At 67.2% G+C, this 17,485-nt stretch carries 22 protein-coding genes and 1 tRNA gene; 12 read left to right on the top strand and 11 right to left on the bottom strand.

Annotation, left to right across the window (positions count from 1 at the left end):
- The 3 genes from rplM to CHB64_RS05125 all read right to left on the bottom strand — a co-directional run bounded on the left by rplM (position 1) and on the right by CHB64_RS05125 (position 1,197).
- On the bottom strand, positions 1-468 hold the full coding sequence (gene rplM, locus CHB64_RS05135) for a 50S ribosomal protein L13 (protein WP_089411554.1): 468 nt from the start codon (positions 466-468) through the stop codon (positions 1-3).
- A gap of 174 nt (positions 469-642) precedes the next feature.
- Positions 643-936: a type II toxin-antitoxin system RelE/ParE family toxin gene (locus CHB64_RS05130; RefSeq protein WP_089411553.1), complete on the bottom strand. Its 294-nt coding sequence runs from the start codon at positions 934-936 to the stop codon at positions 643-645.
- Entirely contained in the window at positions 937-1,197 is a 261-nt protein-coding gene (locus tag CHB64_RS05125; RefSeq protein WP_089411991.1) for a CopG family ribbon-helix-helix protein, read from the bottom strand.
- A gap of 117 nt (positions 1,198-1,314) precedes the next feature.
- On the opposite strand from CHB64_RS05125, the gene CHB64_RS05120 reads away from it, so the two are divergent.
- Complete coding sequence (locus CHB64_RS05120; protein WP_089411552.1) at positions 1,315-2,508, top strand: hypothetical protein; 1,194 nt, start codon at positions 1,315-1,317, stop codon at positions 2,506-2,508.
- On the opposite strand, the gene CHB64_RS05115 is transcribed toward CHB64_RS05120, so the two are convergent.
- Positions 2,457-3,569 (bottom strand): COX15/CtaA family protein, encoded by a 1,113-nt coding sequence (locus CHB64_RS05115; protein WP_089411551.1) that lies wholly within the window; start codon positions 3,567-3,569, stop codon positions 2,457-2,459. The genes CHB64_RS05120 and CHB64_RS05115 overlap by 52 nt on opposite strands.
- Before the next feature lie 69 nt (positions 3,570-3,638).
- On the opposite strand from CHB64_RS05115, the gene CHB64_RS05110 reads away from it, so the two are divergent.
- Positions 3,639-3,851, top strand: coding sequence for a DUF2842 domain-containing protein (locus CHB64_RS05110; RefSeq protein ID WP_089411550.1), 213 nt, complete (start codon positions 3,639-3,641; stop codon positions 3,849-3,851).
- A 20-nt stretch (positions 3,852-3,871) separates the two neighbouring features.
- On the opposite strand, the gene CHB64_RS05105 is transcribed toward CHB64_RS05110, so the two are convergent.
- Entirely contained in the window at positions 3,872-4,342 is a 471-nt protein-coding gene (locus CHB64_RS05105) for an outer membrane protein assembly factor BamE (RefSeq protein ID WP_089411549.1), read from the bottom strand.
- Positions 4,343-4,419: 77 nt separating this feature from the next.
- Here CHB64_RS05105 and CHB64_RS05100 point away from each other — a divergent pair, with 77 nt between their 5' ends.
- The 7 genes from CHB64_RS05100 to CHB64_RS05070 all read left to right on the top strand — a co-directional run bounded on the left by CHB64_RS05100 (position 4,420) and on the right by CHB64_RS05070 (position 8,899).
- Positions 4,420-5,007 (top strand): ubiquinol-cytochrome C chaperone family protein, encoded by a 588-nt coding sequence (locus CHB64_RS05100; protein ID WP_089411548.1) that lies wholly within the window; start codon positions 4,420-4,422, stop codon positions 5,005-5,007.
- Positions 5,004-5,525 (top strand): YceD family protein, encoded by a 522-nt coding sequence (locus tag CHB64_RS05095; protein WP_089411547.1) that lies wholly within the window; start codon positions 5,004-5,006, stop codon positions 5,523-5,525. The genes CHB64_RS05100 and CHB64_RS05095 overlap by 4 nt, the downstream gene beginning before the upstream one ends.
- A gap of 143 nt (positions 5,526-5,668) precedes the next feature.
- Positions 5,669-6,760, top strand: coding sequence for a phosphate acyltransferase PlsX (gene plsX, locus CHB64_RS05090; protein ID WP_234993315.1), 1,092 nt, complete (start codon positions 5,669-5,671; stop codon positions 6,758-6,760).
- The gene (locus CHB64_RS05085) at positions 6,757-7,728 is read left to right on the top strand and encodes a beta-ketoacyl-ACP synthase III (RefSeq protein WP_089411545.1); all 972 of its coding nucleotides are present in this window, start codon (positions 6,757-6,759) and stop codon (positions 7,726-7,728) included. The genes plsX and CHB64_RS05085 overlap by 4 nt, the downstream gene beginning before the upstream one ends.
- Positions 7,729-7,848: 120 nt before the next feature.
- A complete protein-coding gene (locus CHB64_RS05080; RefSeq protein WP_089411544.1) occupies positions 7,849-8,172 on the top strand; it encodes an integration host factor subunit alpha in 324 nt (107 codons plus the stop codon).
- Positions 8,173-8,195: 23 nt separating this feature from the next.
- The gene (locus CHB64_RS05075; RefSeq protein WP_089411543.1) at positions 8,196-8,708 is read left to right on the top strand and encodes a MerR family transcriptional regulator; all 513 of its coding nucleotides are present in this window, start codon (positions 8,196-8,198) and stop codon (positions 8,706-8,708) included.
- 114 nt (positions 8,709-8,822) lie between these two features.
- Positions 8,823-8,899: transfer RNA gene (locus CHB64_RS05070), tRNA-Pro, on the top strand.
- A 29-nt stretch (positions 8,900-8,928) separates the two neighbouring features.
- Here CHB64_RS05070 and thiL read toward each other — a convergent pair.
- The 4 genes from thiL to glyA are packed head-to-tail and all read right to left on the bottom strand — an operon-like array spanning position 8,929 to position 12,168.
- Entirely contained in the window at positions 8,929-9,915 is a 987-nt protein-coding gene (thiL, locus tag CHB64_RS05065) for a thiamine-phosphate kinase (protein ID WP_089411542.1), read from the bottom strand.
- 7 nt (positions 9,916-9,922) lie between these two features.
- Positions 9,923-10,393 (bottom strand): transcription antitermination factor NusB, encoded by a 471-nt coding sequence (nusB, locus tag CHB64_RS05060; protein ID WP_089411990.1) that lies wholly within the window; start codon positions 10,391-10,393, stop codon positions 9,923-9,925.
- A 26-nt stretch (positions 10,394-10,419) separates the two neighbouring features.
- On the bottom strand, positions 10,420-10,887 hold the full coding sequence (gene nrdR, locus CHB64_RS05055; protein ID WP_089411541.1) for a transcriptional regulator NrdR: 468 nt from the start codon (positions 10,885-10,887) through the stop codon (positions 10,420-10,422).
- 24 nt (positions 10,888-10,911) lie between these two features.
- Positions 10,912-12,168, bottom strand: a complete 1,257-nt coding sequence (glyA, locus tag CHB64_RS05050; protein ID WP_089411540.1) for a serine hydroxymethyltransferase — start codon at positions 12,166-12,168, stop codon at positions 10,912-10,914.
- A gap of 441 nt (positions 12,169-12,609) precedes the next feature.
- On the opposite strand from glyA, the gene CHB64_RS05045 reads away from it, so the two are divergent.
- Entirely contained in the window at positions 12,610-13,089 is a 480-nt protein-coding gene (locus CHB64_RS05045; RefSeq protein ID WP_221401120.1) for a MucR family transcriptional regulator, read from the top strand.
- 201 nt (positions 13,090-13,290) lie between these two features.
- On the opposite strand, the gene hemA is transcribed toward CHB64_RS05045, so the two are convergent.
- Positions 13,291-14,502 carry a 5-aminolevulinate synthase gene (hemA, locus tag CHB64_RS05040; protein WP_089411539.1) on the bottom strand — a complete coding sequence of 404 codons (1,212 nt, stop codon included), beginning with the start codon at positions 14,500-14,502 and terminating at the stop codon, positions 13,291-13,293.
- A gap of 153 nt (positions 14,503-14,655) precedes the next feature.
- Positions 14,656-15,192 (bottom strand): MarR family winged helix-turn-helix transcriptional regulator, encoded by a 537-nt coding sequence (locus CHB64_RS05035; RefSeq protein ID WP_089411538.1) that lies wholly within the window; start codon positions 15,190-15,192, stop codon positions 14,656-14,658.
- A 162-nt stretch (positions 15,193-15,354) separates the two neighbouring features.
- On the opposite strand from CHB64_RS05035, the gene hemB reads away from it, so the two are divergent.
- Positions 15,355-16,350, top strand: a complete 996-nt coding sequence (hemB, locus tag CHB64_RS05030; protein WP_089411537.1) for a porphobilinogen synthase — start codon at positions 15,355-15,357, stop codon at positions 16,348-16,350.
- Between the two features lie 69 nt (positions 16,351-16,419).
- Positions 16,420-17,454, top strand: a complete 1,035-nt coding sequence (tdh, locus tag CHB64_RS05025) for an L-threonine 3-dehydrogenase (RefSeq protein WP_089411536.1) — start codon at positions 16,420-16,422, stop codon at positions 17,452-17,454.
- Positions 17,455-17,485: the final 31 nt, after the last annotated feature.

Raw genomic sequence — 17,485 nt, 5'->3', positions numbered from 1 at the left:
TTACGCGGCTTTCGAGTTCTTGGCGTTGAGGGCGGCGACGTCGAGCGGCTCGGGCGACTGGGCCGCATGCGGATGATCGGGGCCGGCGTAGACGCGCAGCTTGGTCATCTGCGCGCGCGCGAGCGGGGAGTCCTTGGGCATCATCCGCTCCACCGCCTTCATCAGAACGCGCTCGGGATGCTTGCCGCCGAGGATCTTGTCCATCGTGCGCTCCTTGATCCCGCCCGGATAGCCGGTGTGCCAGAAGAACTTCTTCTGCTTCAGCTTGCGGCCCGTGAAGACGACCTTGTCGGCGTTGACGACGACCACATGATCGCCGCAGTCCACATGCGGGGTGTAATGCGGCTTGTGCTTGCCGCGCAGGCGCATGGCGATGAGCGAGGCGAGCCGGCCGACGACGAGCCCTTCGGCGTCGATCAGCACCCATTTGGACTCAACCTCGCCCGGCTTGGCGGAGTAGGTTTTCATGACGGTCGATCCTGGAACGCGAGCGTTGGATGTCGGATCCCGGACGGCGCGCGCTCGGACCGCCGGGAGGGAGCCGCGCCGATAACCCAGCGGCGCGGACGCGTCAACACCTTTCGAAATCGCCTTGCAAAATCGGCAGGTTATGCGTGTGGTATCTGGTTACCGCAAGGCCGCTCAGCCCTCCCCGAAGCGATCCGGCCAGCGCCGCGCGGCGTGAATGACGGCGAGAATGTCCACGGTCTCGCCCGTGATCCGGTAGGCCGCGACGAACGGCGCGCCGGCTACGACGAGCTCGCGGGTTCCCTTCACCCTGCCCGGCCGGCCGAGCCGGGGATGGCGCGCAAGCGCCGCCACGGCGCCTTCGACGGCGTCGATGACGTCGGCCGCGGCCTGCGGATTGCGCTCGGCGATGAAGGCGAAGGCCTCTTCGAGATCGGCGAGCGCCGGCCGCGTAAAGCGCACGCGCACCTATTCGGGCTTTCCTTTCGCCGCGCGGGCGCGCGCGCTGTCGAAGACGGCCGCGACTTCGGCTTCATCGGCGAAGTCGCCGCGCCTGGCGGCGTCAAGACCAGCGGCGATGCGGCGCTTCTGCCAGTCGAAGAGATCGAGATAGGCGTCGATCGCCGCGTTGAGCACATAGGTGCGGTCGCGCTCCATCAGCCCGGCGAGCCGGTCAAGCGCGGCCCGGCGTTCGGGATCGGTGCGGAAGGTGATCGTCTCTCTGCTCATCGGGGTCTCGCGCATTACCCTGTAATACAGCATAATGCGCCGGTTTTTTCTCCGCAAGGCGGCGCGCCCGGCCCGGATCGGCTAAAAGCGGCGCGACGCGATGAAGGGATTCGATCAATGAATAAGAACCGTCGGCAGACTCTTTGCGGTCCCGGGATTCCCTGTCGGCTTGCGCCGGGGCTGACCGCCGCCGCCCTGCTCGCCCTCGCCGCCTGCGGGCGCGAGCCGGCCGACTCGCCGCAACCGCCGCCGCCCGAGCGGGTCGAGGCCAGGGAAGTCGCCGCCGTCGACGAGTTCGGCCCGGCGCCGGCGCGCATCGCAGGCGTCGCCTTCTGGGCCCATCCGGGCCTGCCTTTCAACGGGCTCGTCCTCGCGGCCACGGCGGACGGGATCGTCGCCTACAATATCGAGGACGGGCGCGAGGTCGCCGCCGCCGGCGGCTTTTCCGCGACCGGACTGTCGGTCGCCTATGCGGGCGAAGGCCCGAGCGCGCAGGGCTACGCCGTCGCGCGCGTCGAACGCGGCGACGAGAGCGGCGAGCGGAGCGACGGGCCGGCCTATCGCTTCTACGCCGTCGACAACGCCGAGCGGACGCTCGTCCTGCAGACGACCCTGTTCATCGGCGGACGCGGGGTCGAGGGCTTCTGCGTCGGGCCGACGCGCGAGGGCGGGCTCGCGCTGCACGAGATGCGCGCCGACGGCTGGCGCGCGACCGCGCTCGAAATCCGCGACGGCGCAGTCACGGCGACGGCGACGGAATCGGGAACCCATGAAGGCGGTTTTTCGCGCTGCGCGGTCGACGACGTGGACGGCGCGGTCTACGCCGCCGCGCCCGATGGGGCGATCTACCGGCTCGAGGCCGGGGCCGAGCCCGCCCTGCTCGCGCGCACGCCGGTGAAAGAGCCCGCCGGCATCGGACTCGCCCTCAACGGCCTCGTCGAAGGGGGGCCTACGGAGGAATGCTGCGGCCAGATCGCGCTGCTCGACGGGGCGACGGGCGAGGTCTACCTCTACGACCGCGAGGACGGCGCGCTTCTGGGCGCCGTGCGGCTCAAGGCCTCCTTCGACGTCGACGGCGTCGGCGAGGCGACGGCGATGGGCCTGGCCTACGGCAATTACGGCGCGATCTACCGCGACGGCGCGCTGGCGCTGGCGACGAACGGCGCGCGGCCCGTCCTCAGGCTCGCGCCCCTCAACGGCGTGATGGACGCGCTCGGCAAGCCGCTCGGACCGACGGCGAACCCGCGCGATCTGTCGCCTCAGGAGGAGGAAGAACCATTCGTGATCGACATCGACATCGTCAATCCGTGAACGACGTAAAGCGCCAGCATGAACACGATGAGCGCGCCGGCCTGATGCGCGAGCCCCAACGCGATCGGCGTCGCGGCCAGAAGCGTCCACACGCCGAGCGCGGCCTGCGCGAGCACGCCGACAAGCAGCGCGCGCGCGCGCGGCTCGACGGCCGTTCGGCGCGCGGCGAGCCAGAACCAGACCGCGCCGGCCGTCAGAAGATAGGCCCCGAGCCGGTGGTTGAACTGAACCGCCGCGATCGACTCGAAAAGGTCGGAAAAGCCCGGCGCGCCGTCGAAATAGGCCTCCGGAAAGAACCGCCCGTCCATCAGCGGCCAGGTGTTGTAGGTGCGCCCGGCCCGGAGCCCGGCGACGAAGGCGCCGAGGATCATCTGGAGATAGACGCCCGCCGCGAGCGCGAGCGCGCCCCAGAACAGGTCCCGGCGCGGCGGCGAGGCTTCCGCCCCGTCCCGCCCCGCGGCGGCCCGGCGCAGATCGAGCGCCAGCCAGAACATCGCCGCAAGCAGAACGACGGCGAGGCCGAAATGCGCCGCCAGTCTATACTGGCTCACGTCGACGCGCTCGGACAGGCCGCTCGCCACCATGTACCAGCCGAGCGCGCCCTGCGCGCCGCCGAGCAGAAATATGCCGAAGAGCTTGAGCGCCAGCGCGCGCCCGATTGCGCCCGTCGCGGCGAAGACCGCGAGCGGGACGAGAAACGCGACGCCGATCAGCCGGCCGAGAAACCGGTGGCCCCACTCCCACCAGTAGATGGTCTTGAACTCGTCGAGGCTCATGCCCCGGTTGACGATCTGATATTCCGGAATCTGACGGTATTTCTCGAACTCCTCGAGCCATTGCGCTTCGCTCAGGGGCGGGATCGCGCCCGTCACCGGCTTCCATTCGGTGATCGACAGGCCCGAGTCGGTAAGCCGCGTCGCGCCGCCGACGATCACCATCAGCGCCGCGAGCGCGCACATCGCGAACAGCCATGCGGAGACCCGGCGGGCGGCGCGCCCGTCGCGAACCGTCTGGGTCCTCATGTCGGGACCGGCGGGGGCGGCGGATGTTGAAAGGCTCATGGGTTCCGTCTACAGCATGGCGACGCGTCGCGCGCGCGGCGGCGCGTCGCGGCCGGATGAGGCGCTCCCATGTCCCCTCGCATCAAGAAGCTCGTCGGTCTGTTCGCGCTCCTGCCGGGCCTGGCGGCCTATGTTTTTGCGGCGGCCGCGCTCGGCGAGCGCGCGCCGTCCTTCTGGCTGTTCCAGGCCGGCTATTACCTGATCGCCGGCGTCGCCTGGGCTTTTCCAGCCAAGTATCTGATCCAGTGGATGAATCGCGATCCGTCCCAAGTCCGCGAATAAGCGGAGGCGACGCGGATCGTCTACCGTCCCGGAACCTGCTGCTGCTGGTCGGTGAGCGCGGGAAGCTGGCCGACATTGCCCAGAAGCTGCTCCCAGAAGGTGAGCTCCTTGCCGCGGGTCGGCGTCTCCCGCGAGACCAGATTGATCTCCATGCCGTCTTCCAGGGAATAGGTTTCGACATTCTTGACGAAACCTTCCTCGTCGAATCGGAACGCGACGATGCTGCGCGAGGTCGTTTCCGGCCTGAAGAAGGCCCGCGACTGCTCCGTGCTGGCCATGTAGTACCAGGAGTTTTCGTTGAAGGCGCCGATCATGGAGGGTTCGCCATATTTGGCGAGCACGCTCTCCTTGGTGTCGATGCCAGGGCGGGCGGTGAGCTCCGTCTCGCCGCGCTCGAGAACGTAGCCATGGCTGGAGCGCACCGAGACGCATCCCTGCGCCCCCGCGGCGGCGAGCGCGAGAAGGCCGAGACAGATGCGCGAAAGGGTCATTGCTTGATCCGGAGCGGCTTGAGGCTTACGTGCACGGCTCGGCTGTCTAGCAGGAACCGGGCGCGCCCGGCTAGCCTATGATTTTGTCCCTGTTCAGGAAAGACCCGGCGAAGGAGGCCGCGCTCGCGCTGTTCGCTGAAGCGGCCGGACAGGCGCGCGCGCCGGCCTTCTACGCCGACCTCGGCGTGGCGGACGATGTCGAGGGCCGGTTCGAACTGCTGACCCTGCATGTTTATCTCATTCTGCGCCGCCTGAAGGGCCAGGGCGATGAAGCCGCCCGCGTGGCGCAGAAACTGTTCGACGCGACCTTCGCCAGCTTCGACGACGCCCTGCGCGAGCTGGGGGTGGGCGATCTCGCGGTCGGCCGGCGCATCCGCAAGATGGCCGAAGCGTTCTACGGCCGCATCGGCGCTTATGAGGCCGCCCTCGCCGCGGACGCCGCGCCCGCGGCCCTCGTCGACGCCGTCGCCCGCAACGTCTACGGCGATCCGGAAGCGGCGGGCGCGCCGGCCCTCGCCGCCTATGTGCGACAGGCTGCGGCGATGATCGACGCCCATCCCGTTTCCCGCCTGATCGCCGGCGTCGCGCGCTTTCCCGAAGCGCCCTGCGCCGGCCCCGGAAGCGCCGTCCCCGGAAGCGCCGCGCCGGCGGAGGCTGCGTCATGACGGAACAAGCTTTCGTCTTCTGGGTCGATGTCGGCGAGCTTCCCGCCGGCGGGCGCGCCTATGAGGTGGAAGCGGGCGCGCCCGCGCGCGCCGCGATCGCGCGCCGGCTGGGCGCGCCGGCGCTCAATCGTCTCAAGGGCGCGGTCTCGGCGCGGCCGACGAAGGGCGGGCTCGTGCTGGAGGGCCGCCTCGAGGCCGCCCTGACCCGCGAGTGCGTCGTCAGCCTGGAGCCATTCGAGGAAGCGCTGGAGGAGGATTTCCGCATCGTTTTCGTCCGCGCGCCGCAGTCCGTCGAGGAAGACGGCGCGCTCGTCGTGGAGGAAGACACGCCCGAGCCGCTCGAGGGCGATCGGCTCGATCTGGCGGAAATCCTCGTCCAGCAGCTGTCCCTCGCCATGGCGCCGCATCCGCGCAAGCCCGGCGTCGAACCGCTGCGCGAGACCGCCGGACCGACCGGAACGGCTTCCCCGTTCGAAGCTCTCAGGGATGCGATTGCCCCTGATCGCGACCGAGGTTAGGAACCTGCCGACCGCATGTCTTTTGGATACCCCATCAGCGCCCCGCGAATGGCCAGGATCGATTGCGCAAGCGCCTGCGCAGGCTATCCTGACCGTTCGGGACAGGCGCGTTCAGGACCGGACCGTTCAGGGAGGGCGTCGAAGTGACTGACCCGTCGCAGCAAAGCGCGCCGCTGACTCTGGCGGTGGACGCCATGGGCGGCGACAACGGCCCCGCCGTGGTCGTCGACGGCGCGGCGCAGGCGGCGACGGGCGGCCTTTCCGCGCGATTCATCTTCTTCGGCGACGCCGCCGCGCTGGGACCGCTCGTCGCCGAGCGGGCTGTGCTGAAGGGGGCGGAGGTCCGCCACGCCGAGGGCGTCGTCGCCATGACCGACAAGCCCTCGCAGGTGCTGCGCCGCGGGCGCGACACCTCCATGTGGGCCGCCGTCGGCGCGGTGCGCGACGGCGACGCGCAGGCCGTCGTCTCCTGCGGCAACACCGGCGCGCTGATGGCGGTCTCCCGCTCGCAGCTCAGGACGATCGAAGGCGTCGACAGGCCGGCGATCACCGCGCTCTGGCCGACCCCCAGGGGACGCACGGTGGTGCTCGACGTCGGCGCCAATGTGGAGGCGACGGAGGCCGAGCTCGTCCAGTACGCCATCATGGGCGAGGCGTTTTTCCGCGCGCTGACGGGCAAGGAGAAGCCGACGGTGGGCCTGCTCAATGTCGGCGCGGAGGAGCTCAAGGGCCATGAGCTCATCCGCTCCGCCGCGCGCGTGCTGCGCGAAGCCGACCCCGAAATGGCCTTTCACGGCTTCGTCGAGGGCGACGACATCTCCAAAGGGACCGTGGACGTGGTCGTCACTGACGGCTTCACGGGCAATGTCGCGCTCAAGACGGCGGAGGGCGCGGCGCGCCTCGTCGCAAGCTGGCTTAAGGAAGCGTTAACCGCCTCGCTGATTACAAGGGCGGGCGCGCTGTTGCTGCGCCGGCAGCTCGTCCGCCTGAAAGAGCGCATGGACCCGTCCTCGGCGAACGGAGGCGTGTTCCTCGGGCTCAACGGCCTCGTGGTGAAAAGCCACGGCGGCGCGGACGCCAACGGCGTCAAAAGCGCGATCGAAATGGCGGCGAACCTGGCGCGCCGTCCCTTCCGCGACGAGGTGGCCGAGACCATCGCGCGGGTGGGCAGGCGCGCCCAATCCGTAGACCGGCGCGGCGACGCCGATGGAGAAGTGAAAGCGGCGGCGGTATGAGTTTGAAATCGGTCATCGCCGGGTGCGGATCGTACCTTCCCGAAAAGATCATCACCAATGACGACCTTTCCAGAATCGTCGACACCACCGACGAATGGATTCGCGAACGCACGGGCATCCGCGAGCGGCGCGTCGCCGCAGATGGTCAGTATACGTCTGATCTGGCCGTAGAGGCCGCGCGACGCGCGCTCGACGACGCCGGCCTGAAGCCCGCCGACATCGACCTCGTCATCGTGGCGACGACGACGCCGGACCTCACATTCCCCGCTACCGCCGCCATCGTGCAGGCCAAGCTCGGCGTCGAGCAGGGCGCGGCGTTCGACATTCAGGCGGTGTGCACGGGCTTCGTCTACGCGCTCGCGACCGGCGACCGCTTCGTCGCCAGCGGTCTGCACAAGCGGGCGCTGATCATCGGCGCCGAGACGTTCTCGCGGATTCTCGACTGGTCGGACCGCGCGACCTGCGTGCTGTTCGGCGACGGCGCCGGCGCTTTCGTGCTCGAAGGCGTCGAGGAAAGCGAAACGGACGGGCGCGGAATCATGAGCGCTTATCTGCGCAGCGACGGCCGGCTGGTCGATCTGCTCTATGTCGACGGCGGCGTCTCCTCGACCCAGACCGCCGGCCATGTGCGCATGCAGGGCAACAAGGTCTTCCGCGAGGCGGTCACGCGCATTTCCGAAGCGATGGAGACGGTCGCCGCGCGCGCCGGCGTCGCGCCGACCGACATCGACTGGTTCGTGCCCCACCAGGCCAACGAGCGGATCATTCAGGGCGTCGTGAAGAAGCTCGATCTGAGGCCCGATCAGGTGATCTCCACCATCGCCGGCCAGGGCAACACCTCGGCGGCCTCGATTCCCCTCGCCTATCGCCAGGGCGTCGAGGACGGGCGCATCAAGCGCGGCGATCTCGTGATGATCGAAGCGATGGGCGGCGGGCTCACCTGGGGCGCGGCGCTGCTGCGCGCGTGAGCGGGCCGGATTTCCCCTCCCTGCGGAACAGCCGAATAAATTCAATCGGTTGTTGACCAGCCTCCGCCCGGGGGCTTAACATCCGCCGCGAGCGGGGGAACCATTGCGAGGCTCGACGCCATGGCAGGCAAGACCACGACGCGCGCAGACCTGGCGGACGCCGTTCATCGCGAGATGGGCATTTCCCGCAATGAATCCGCCGGCTTCGTCGAACGCATCCTCGAGGAGATCTCGGGCGCGCTCGAGAACGGCGAGACCGTAAAGATCTCGTCTTTCGGGACCTTCTCCGTGCGCGACAAGAAGCTCCGTATGGGACGCAATCCGAAGACCGGCGAGGAAGTGCCGATCACGCCGCGCCGGGTCGTCGCCTTCCGCGCCTCTCATGTGCTGAAGGACAACATCAACGCCGCGCTCGTGCGGGACAGCGCGACGGCCGCCGAATGACGGCGTAACGGCGCGGAGGCGCAATGGCTGTCGCAAAATCCGCCGAAGCCTTCAGAACCATCAGCGAAGCGGCCAGCGAACTCGACGTGCCGCAGCATGTGCTGCGGCACTGGGAAGACGTGTTCGGCCAGATCCGGCCGATGCGGCGAGCCGGCGGACGGCGCTATTACCGCCCCGTCGACATCGACGTGCTGCGCGGCGTGCGCGTTCTTCTGTATGAGGAGCGCTACACGACCAAGGGCGTGCAGAAGATCTTCCGCGAGCACGGCGTGAAATACGTCGCCGAGCTCGGCCGCCTCGCCGCCGCGGGCCAGCCCATCACGCTGCGCCCCCTCCTTGAGGAAGACGCGGGCGACCGCGAAGCCGGCGATCCCCCGGCGGGAGGCGATCCTGCGCCGCCCGGCGCCGGCCTTTCGCCGGCCGCGCGCCGGCGGCTTCAGGGGCTGCTCGCGCGTCTCGAAGAGGCGCAGGAAGCGCTCGACGACGCGATCCTCGCCATCGAGGCGATCGCGCCTGAATCCGACGATCACGACTGACGCGCCGCGGCGAAAACGCCCGCCGATTCATGAGCCGGACGCATTGCGGAGGCGCGCCGGCCCTCTTATAGTCCGCGCCTCGCCGGCGGGGCGCGGCCCGTCCCGCCGGCTGATCGGAGCGTGGCGCAGCCTGGTAGCGCACTTGACTGGGGGTCAAGGGGTCGCTGGTTCAAATCCAGTCGCTCCGACCATTTTTTCCGAAGGATGAAAGCCTGCGCGGCTACCCGGCGAAATGGTCGAAGCCGGGACTTTCTACCGGGATCTCGTCGCCGTCGGCGCCGATCAGGCGCGCGCCCGCGCCTTTGACGACCTGGCCGATGCGCGCGACCGCCGTCTTCGACACCTTGCCGGCCATGTCGATAGAGCGCCGACGGTTCGGGGGCGCGGCGAACAGGATTTCGTAATCGTCGCCGAAACCGGCGAGCCGGGCGAGCGCCTCTTCCCGCGCGGGCTGCCTTTCAAGCCAGTCCTTCGCCGCGGGCGACAGCGGCAGGCGCTCGGCTTCGATCTCGATGCCGACGCCGCCGACCGCGGCGATGTGGCCCGCATCGGCGATCAGCCCGTCGGAGACGTCGATCGCCGCCGAGGCGTGTCCTGCAAGCGCGCCGCCCATGACAAGGCGCGGCTCCGGCAACCGATAGCGGCCGACGAGATAATCGCGGGCAGGCTTGGCGAAGGTCTCGCGCTTTTCCAGCGCGGCGAGGCCGAGACCGGCGTCGCCGATGGTCCCGGTGACGTAGATGTCGTCGCCGATCTGCGCGCCCTTGCGGGCGATCATTCCCATGCGCGCCGGCGCGCCGAAAGCGGTGAGCGACAGAGTGAGCGGCGCCCCGGCCGCGCGGTGCTTCGTCGTGTCCCCGCCATAAAGCGCGATGCGGAACTGCGCCTGATCGGCGGCGAGCCCTTGGGCGAAACGGGCTATCTGCGCGCGCGTCGCCGTCTTCGGCCACGCGCAGGCGAGAAAATAGCCGACAGGGCGCGCGCCCTTGGCCGCGAGATCGGAAAGGTTGACCCGAAGGAGCTTGCGCGCGACGAGGTCGAGCGGATCGTCGGGACGGAAATGGACGCCGGCGATCATCATGTCCTTCGTCGCGACATATTCCGCGGCCGGAAGAAGAGCGGCGTCGTCGTCGAGCGCGAACGCTCCCTTCTCGGCGGCGAGCGGCGCGAAAAGCGACCGGATGATGTCGAACTCGCCCGCGGCCATACGGGCCTCACGCGCTCTCGGCGAATTCGTCGGGGCGGGCCTCGCGGGCGGCGCGATCGAGGACGGCGTTGATGAACTTAGGCTCCGCGCCGTCAAAGAACGCGTTCGCGATCGACACATACTCGTCGATCGCCGCCCGGCACGGAATATCCGGCCGCTTCATGATCTCGTAAAAAGCCGCCCGCAGGATGGCGCGCGCCGTCGCATCAAGCCTGGCGAGCGTCCAGCCCTGCGCCAGACAGCGCGCGATGAAGGGATCGATGCGTCGCTGCGCCTCGACCGCCCCGCGGACGATTTCGGCGAAGAAGTCGGGATCGGCTTCGCGCAGGCTTGCGCCGTCGATCTCCGCTCCCAGCCGATGCGTGCGGAATTCGAGAACGACGCTTTCCACGCCCGCCCCCGACGCCTCCATTTGATAGAGGGCCTGCACGGCGGCGAGCCGCGCCTGGCTGCGTTTTCGATGATCGGCGTCGCTCATGGTCATGGCGCCTTGCGTCATTCGCTTCAGCGCCCCTCGCGCTCCTGCTCCTCGAGATTATCGAGGAACTGCTCGAAATCGCGCGCTTCGCGGAAGTTCTTGTAGACCGAGGCGTAGCGCACATAGGCGACGTCGTCGAGATTGGCGAGCCCCTCCATGACGAGCTCGCCGATTTTCTTCGACGGTATCTCGTTTTCGCCCATGGCTTCGAGCCGGCGGATGACGCCGGACACCATCTGCTCGACCCGCTCCGGGTCTACGTCGCGTTTTCTGAGCGCGATGTTGACCGAGCGCATCAGCTTGTCGCGGTCGAACGGCGTTTTACGCCCCGAATTCTTGATGACCGTCAGCTCACGGAGCTGCACGCGCTCGAAGGTGGTGAACCGCCCGCCGCAAGCCGCGCATTGCCGGCGCCGGCGAATGGACGAACCGTCCTCGGCCGAGCGGGAGTCCTTGACCTGCGTGTCTTCGCATCCACAGAACGGGCAGCGCATGGAACGGCCTTTCGCGACGGGCGCCTATTCGTATATCGGAAACCGGCCCGTCAGCGCCTTCACCCGCGCGGCCACGGCCTTTTCGGCCGCGCCGGCGTCGCCGCCCTTGGCGAGGCCGTCAAGCGCCTCGGCCATCATCGCGCCGACCTCGCGGAATTCCGCGACGCCGAAACCGCGGGTCGTGCAGGCCGGCGAGCCGACGCGAATGCCGGACGTGACCGTCGGCTTCTCAGGATCGAACGGCACGCCGTTCTTGTTGCAGGTGATCCCCGCCCTCTCGAGGCTTTCTTCGGCCGCATTGCCCTTCACGCCCTTGGGCCTGAGGTCGATGAGCGCAAGATGCGTGTCCGTGCCGCCGGAGACGACCGCGTAGCCCGCTTCGACCAGGGTCTCGGCAAGAGCCTGCGCGTTGGCGATGACGTCGCGGGCGTATTGTCTGAAGGAAGGCCGCAGCGCCTCGCCGAAAGCGACCGCCTTGGCGGCGATGACATGCATCAACGGCCCGCCCTGAATGCCCGGGAACAGCGCCGAGCGGACCTTCTTGGCGATGTCGGGATTGTTCGTGAGCACGAGGCCGCCGCGCGGGCCGCGCAAGGTCTTGTGGGTGGTGGAGGTCACTACATGGGCGTCCTCGACCGGGTTGGGATGCGCCCTGCCTGCGACCAGCCCGGCGAAATGGGCCATGTCGACCATCAGCCAGGCGCCGACGGAATCGGCGATCTCACGGAACTTTCGGAAGTCGATGACGCGCGAGTAGGCGCTACCGCCTGCGATGATGATCTTCGGGCGATGCTCTTCGGCGAGCCTGGCGACCGCCTCGAAGTCGATGCGCTGATCGTCGCGGCGAACGCCGTAGTGCACGGCGTTGAACCACTTGCCGGACTGATTCGCCTTGCCCCCATGGGTGAGATGCCCGCCGGCGGCGAGATCCATGCCCAGAAAGGTGTCTCCCGGCTTCATCAACGCCATGAACACGGCCTGATTGGCCTGGCTGCCCGAATGCGGCTGCACGATCGCCTCGCGACAATTGAATAGCTCGCAGGCGCGCGCGATTGCGATTTCTTCAACTTCGTCGACGAATTCGCAGCCCCCGTAATACCGTCGGCCCGGATAACCTTCTGCATATTTATTGGTGAGCACCGAACCCTGCGCTTCCAGCACGGCGCGCGAGACGATGTTCTCCGATGCGATAAGCTCAATCTGCTCCTGCTGTCGACGCAGCTCCCGGCCGATCGCTCCGAAAACGTCGGGATCGCTTTCACGCAAGGAGGTCTCGAACATATCTCATCCCTTCGATCAAAAAGCCGTGCGGGCGGCTAATGCGCAGAAAGCCCCGCGAGGGCCGGTATACGCGGCGTCATTGCGGCCCGCAATCCACCGCGCAGGGACGCGAAGCGGCCGGCCGGCGGCAGGTCGTCCGTGCGTTCCAGCAACCGTGTCTTGATTAAATAGCTGCAAGAAACCGGTTGAACAAAAAGTGGGCGAACAACTTTGGCGGCGTCGGCGCGCCATAGGCCGCCTTGCTGCGAAATGTTATACAATTTTCTTGATTTTTCTTTCGCAAAACATTAGCCCGAAACAAAGCCGCCGTTTTTCTGCTTCTCCCGAAAGGCTGACCGGTATATTGGCCGGCGCGGGAAAGACAGAACCAACGACCGTGAAGCATCCTGCCCGTCCTCGCCTTCGAGGACGGGAGCGTTATTATAAGAAGGAGTCAGGCTGATGGCCGACCAAAACAACGGCATGGACACCACGGAGACGCTGCATCTCGCCACGGAGATCGTTGCGGCGTTCGTCAGCAACAACACCGTCACGGCGGAAAAGCTGCCTGCCCTGCTTCAGGAGGTGCATGACGCCGTAAAGGCGCTCGCCAAAGGGGGTACAGCCAGCGCCGGCAGCCAGGAGCCCGCCGTTCCGATCAAGAAGTCCATTACGCCGGACTACATCATCTGTCTTGAGGACGGCAAAAAACTCAAAATGCTGAAGCGTTATCTGCGCACGCAATATAATCTGAGCCCGGAGGAATACCGTCGCAAATGGGGCTTGCCCGCCGACTATCCCATGGTGGCCCCGAACTACTCCAAGCGCCGCTCGCAATTCGCCAAGGACATCGGCCTCGGCACGGCCCGCACCGGCTCCGGCCGCGCGCCGGCCAAACGCAAGGCGACAAAAAAGAAACGCGCCGGGCGCAAGGCCGCCTGACGCGCCCGCGCGCCCTGCTGCTTTTTGCATTACCGGCCGTCAAAGCTGCTCTCCGCACGCAATACGACCGCGTGCGTGCGCATTGGCAAGTCGTAATGTCAATATTGGCGTCCGCCGAAATTGACATCGCGGCCCGGCCTAAAACCTAAAGCATTGCGTGCGACAGAGCGGACTCTGCGAAGCGACGGCTATGCAGGGGCCTCAGGCGGCGCGGCGCAGCTTGAGCCGATCCCAGACTTCGTCGAGCGCGGCGATGAGCGCGCGCATGTGCTCGTCCGTATGCAGCGGGGTCGGGGTCAGGCGCAGCCGCTCGGTGCCTTTCGGCACTGTCGGATAATTGATCGGCTGGACATACATGGCGTGCTCTTCGAGCAGTCGGTCCGTCACCATCTTGCACTGCACCGGATCGCCCACGAGCACCGGCGCGATATGGCTGACCGACGGCATGACCGGCAGGCCCGCCTCACGAAGGAGCCGCTTGAGCGTCCCGGCGCGCTCCTGATGGCGCGCGCGCAGATCCTGCGCGTCGCGCAGAATGCGTACGCTGGCGAGCGCGCCCGCCACCAGCGCCGGCGACAGCGCCGTGGTGAAAATGAAGCCGGAAGCATAGGAGCGCACCGCGTCGACGAAAGCCGCGCTGGAGGCGATATAGCCGCCCATCACGCCGAACGCCTTGCCGAGCGTGCCTTCGATCACGTCGATGCGGCCAGCGACGCCCTCGCGTTCGGCCACGCCGGCGCCGCTTGGCCCGTACATGCCGACCGCGTGCACTTCGTCGAGATACGTGAAGGCGTTGTACTTCTCGGCGAGATCGCAGATCTCCTTCAACGGCGCGATGTCGCCGTCCATCGAGTAAACGGACTCGAACGCGATCACTTTCGCGCGTTCGCGGGGAATGTCGCGCAGCAGCTTTTCAAGATGTTCGATGTCGTTGTGCCGCCAGATCAGCTTCGCCGAGCGCCCGCCGCGTATGCCCTGGATCATGGAGGCGTGGTTAAGCTCGTCGGAGAGGATCACGCAGTCGGGCAGGATGCGCGCAATGGTCGACAGAGTCGCTTCATTCGCCACATAGCCCGAGGTGAACAGAAGCGCCGCCTCCTTGCCGTGCAGCGCCGCGAGCTCTCGCTCTAGAAGCACATGGAAATGCGTGGTGCCTGCGATATTGCGCGTGCCGCCGGCGCCGGCGCCGACCTTCTCCAGCGCCGCCGTCATCGCGGCGATCACCTCCGGATGCTGGCCCATGCCGAGATAATCGTTGGAGCACCAGACGGTGATCTCCCGCGCGCCCTCCGGCGCATGATAGATCGCCTTGGGGAAGGCGCCCCGGACGCGCTCGATGTCGGCGAACACGCGGTAGCGGCCTTCGGCCCGCACGGCCGCGACGGCGGTTCTGAAAGCCTGTTCGTAGTCCATTTGCCCAGCGCGGCCCTTTGCAGCGGCGAGCGCCCCCGGCGCTTCGCCGTCCTTGATAGCCAATGCGCGGGGTCGAAGGCCAGCCAAATCGGTCCCCGGAGCTGGACCGATCGCCGCATCGCCAAAATGAAAATAATTCTTAGTTAGAGAGGCTTACAGCCGGAAGCGAACCTGATCGGCCCAGAAACGCTCGAGGCGCTGGAGCGTCTTGTTGGTGGCTTCGATGAGGGCGAAATCGACCCCGCCGACCTGCTCCACCGAGCCGAGCTGGCGGTTGAACAGCGCCGCCAGCTTGTCGCGGATCTCCAGGCCCGACGGCGTCAGCGATACGCGCTTGGAGCGCCGGTCTACGTTCGAACGCTGGTCGCGGATATAGCCTTTGTCGATGAGCTGCTTCAGATTGTAGGAGACGTTCGAGCCCAGATAATGCCCCCGCGAACGCAGCTCGCCCGGCGTCAGCTCGGCGTCGCCGATATTGTAAAGCAGCAACGCCTGCACCGAGTTGATGTCAGTCTGGCCGAGACGCTCGAGTTCGTCCTTGATGACGTCGAGCAGCTGCCGGTGAAGGCGCTCGACGAGATGCAGGAGCTGCAGATAGGCGGCCTTAAGCGCCTGCGGATCAGATCCGGCCGGGCTTTTCGCCGCATAGCCGATCACGTCCGATTTTCTCGCCCCTTCAAACGCCGCCATTGTTCAGCCCCGTGCAATTCAGTCCCGGTCAGCGATGCTAAACGCCCAACCGCTAAAGCGCCGTTAAGCGAGGCCGTTCAATTTGAAATCAAATTCTAACCGGGGCAGTAATCTGGGGTTTATAAGGCCTTTACGGAGCCAGAGAGCATCATCGGACGCCCCATGTTCCTAAACCAGCGCTTTCCACAGACCCGCCTGCGCCGCCTGCGCATGGACGCCTGGTCGCGCCGGCTCGTCGCGGAAACCCGCCTCGCGCCGGATGATTTCATCTGGGCGATCGTGGTGAAGGCGGGCTCGGGTCTGCGCGAGCCCGTGCCGGCCATGCCGGGCGTCATGCGGCTCTCGCCCGATCAGGCCGCCGAGGCCGCGCGCGAGGCGCGCGCCCTCGGGATACCGGCGCTGGCGCTCTTTCCCTATACGGGGCGCGACGAGCGCACGCCCGACGCCCGTCTTGCGCTCGATCCGGACAACGTCATGTGCCGGTCCGCCAGGGCCGTCAAGGACGCCGTTCCCGACATCGGCCTCATGTGCGACGTGGCGCTCGATCCCTATACGGATCATGGCCATGACGGCCTGATGCGCGACGGAGAGATCCTGAACGATGAAACGGTGGACGTGCTCGCCAGGCAGGCCGTTCTTCAGGCCCGCGCCGGTTTCGACATCATCGCGCCCTCCGACATGATGGACGGGCGCGTCGGCGCCATCCGCGCCGCGCTCGACGCCGAAGGCCTGAAAAATACGCAAATCATGGCCTATGCGGCCAAATACGCCTCTGCGTTCTACGGCCCCTATCGCGAGGCGATCGGCGCGGCGAGTCTGCTCAAGGGCGACAAGCGGACCTATCAGATGGACCCCGCCAACAGCGACGAGGCGCTGCGCGAAGTCGCCCTCGACATCGCCGAGGGCGCCGACAGCGTGATGGTCAAGCCCGCCGGCCCCTATCTCGACATTATCCGGCGCGTGAAGGACGCCTTCGCCATGCCGACCTTCGCGTTCCAGGTCTCGGGCGAATACGCCATGATCAAAGCCGCCGCGCAGAACGGCTGGATCGACGGCGAGCGGGCGATGCTGGAATCGCTTCTCGCCATCCGCAGGGCCGGCGCCGACGGGATCATCACCTATTTCGCGCCGGAGGCCGCGCGCGCGCTGAACGCCTGACGGCGGCGCCCCGGATGGACTCGCGCCCGGCGGCTCGCGTATCACAGACCCGTTTCGCAGGAGCCGTCCATGAAAGCCCTCGTCAAGGCGAAACCAGAAGAAGGCATCTGGCTCGCCGACATCGGAAAGCCGGAGATCGGGCCCAACGACGTGCTGGTCAAGGTCCGCAAGTCCGCCATCTGCGGCACGGACGTGCACATCTACAACTGGGACGCATGGGCGCAGAAGACCATCCCCGTGCCGATGGCGGTCGGCCACGAGTTCATGGGCGAGGTCGTCGAAATCGGCTCGGAAGTTCATCCCGAGCACTCGAAGCTCAAGATCGGCGACCGGGTCTCGGCGGAAGGCCACGTCACCTGCGGGTATTGCCGCAATTGCCGGGCGGGCGAGCGCCATTTGTGCCGGAACACCGTCGGCATCGGGGTCAACCGGCCGGGGGCTTTCGCCGAATATGTGGCCGTGCCGGCGTTCAATCTTTACCGGCTGCCCGACGACATATCCGACGATCTCGCCGCCATTTTCGACCCTTTCGGCAACGCCGTGCACACCGCCCTCGCCTTCGATCTCGTCGGCGAGGACGTGCTCATCACCGGCGCGGGGCCGATCGGCATCATGGCGGCCGCGGTCGCGCGCTTCGTCGGCGCGCGACATGTCGTCGTCACGGACATCAACGACTATCGCCTCGACCTCGCCCGCAGGATGGGCGCGACACGCGCCGTCAACGTCTCGCGCGAGAACCTCCGCGACGTGATGAGCGAGCTGAAAATGACCGAAGGCTTCGACGTCGGTCTCGAAATGTCCGGCGTTCCCTCCGCCTTCGCCTCGATGCTCGAGACCATGAACCACGGCGGCAAGATCGCCATGCTCGGCATCATGCCCAACGGCGCCGGCGTCGACTGGGACAAGGTCATCTTCAAGGGGCTGGAGATAAAGGGCATCTACGGCCGACGCATGTTCGAAACCTGGTACAAGATGGGCGCGCTGCTTCAGGCCGGGCTCGATCTGGCGCCCGTCATCACCCATCATTTTCCGGTATCGGACTATCAGAAGGGCTTCGACGTGATGCGCTCGGGCCAGTCGGGCAAGGTCATCCTCGAATGGTAAGCGGAGCGCCAGGCCGCCTCTTGAGCCCCCG

The organism is Amphiplicatus metriothermophilus (genome assembly GCF_900199215.1).
In the GTDB taxonomy this organism is placed as follows: domain Bacteria; phylum Pseudomonadota; class Alphaproteobacteria; order Caulobacterales; family Parvularculaceae; genus Amphiplicatus; species Amphiplicatus metriothermophilus.
The sequence above is the reverse complement of the archived record's forward strand: the minus strand, read 5'-3'. Positions and strand labels throughout refer to the sequence as shown.